This is a genomic window from Streptomyces albidochromogenes (genome assembly GCF_005981925.1).
Lineage (GTDB): Bacteria > Actinomycetota > Actinomycetes > Streptomycetales > Streptomycetaceae > Streptomyces > Streptomyces albidochromogenes.
In genome coordinates this window covers 1-1209 of record NZ_VBVX01000633.1, presented here as the reverse complement: position 1 = coordinate 1209, position 1209 = coordinate 1, and the positions used below count along the sequence as shown (strand labels likewise).

2 pseudogenes are annotated in these 1209 nt (G+C 68.8%); one reads left to right on the top strand and one right to left on the bottom strand.

The window, feature by feature from the left end:
• Window positions 1–237, top strand: a pseudogene (locus E2E34_RS34445) (toxin Doc); the annotation flags it as partial.
• A 458-nt stretch (window positions 238–695) separates the two neighbouring features.
• Here E2E34_RS34445 and E2E34_RS36050 read toward each other — a convergent pair.
• Window positions 696–1209, bottom strand: a pseudogene (locus tag E2E34_RS36050) (transferase); the annotation flags it as partial.

The window sequence follows — 1209 nt, the reverse complement described above, 5'->3', positions numbered from 1 at the left end:
GCCGACCCCGACCCCGCCTGGCGCGCCGCCGCCCTGCTCCACACCCTGGTCCGCCTGCAGCCGCTGCCGTACCGCAACAGCCTCTACGCCTGCCAGGTCACCGCCGCCTACATGCACGCCTCTGGCGAGGGCATCGACCCCCCGTACGGCGCGATGGTCGACCTGGTCCGCAGCATCCAGGCCAGCAAGACCAGCGTCTACCAGGCAGCCGACTGCATCCGCTCCTGGCGTATCTGAGAGACCCAAACAAGACCCGGTGCTTGCATCGAGACCGCGTTCGCCGCTCACCGACCCTTGGCTGCAGACCGAGGCGTTCTCCGGAGGAACCGTGCACTTCACCGTCCTGCACGTCCGTGCGCGGCCCGTTGAACCGCGCCCGGGGGAAGCGTTTCTCGTCCGGGACAACTGGGACCACTACCACTTCATTCGGTACAGCAGCCTGGACCACCGACCGATTGCGCCGTCCCCTATTCCGGGCTCTTGCTCATCAGTCGGCGAAGTTTGCGGGTCACCACGACTGCTGCTGCTCCGGGGCCTGGTGCAATCCGTAGGGAGAGCGAGCCGCCGGCCGTCGTGTATGGCTGGATCAGTATCACCCCGTGGCGTCGGCCGGGGACGACCGTACGCCGCAGTCCGGACCCGGTGGCGCGGACGCAGGTGTAGAGCGACGAGCCGTCGGTGCAGCGCACCCGGGCCTATACCTCCCATACCTCGAGGCGGTGGGCATGTTGGCCTGCCAACGTGTCCAGGCCGTGCAGGAGGACTTGAGTGGTCCATGACTCGCCGTCCGGTCCATGGCGCCTTGTGAGGACGTTGCTGCGGGTCAGGCCCAGACGTCCGTCGCTTCGGCGTCGGAGCTCGATGTCCAGGGTTTTCGGGCCTGCTGCGGCCAGCCGTCCGTAGAGCTCGTGCACAGTGACTCGCAGGTGCCTGGGCCTTCCCCAGATCTGCGGCTCGGCGTCGACGTCGACTGGTAGCCGGCTGAGTGGCTCGCTCTCAATCCTGTCCAGTGCGACCCCGGGCAGGTTCGCCGCCCAGACGGGACGCCCGTTCACGCACGCGTACGGCGGGAGCAACCGGGCCGGGCGGTTTGCCAGTCCGATGAGCCGCGCGAGGTCGCGTGGGTGATCTGCGCCGGTGACGACCCTTGCCAGCCAGCGGGCGTCGCCACGCTTCGCGGACCTGATCGCCTTCGCGGCCGTCCTCAGC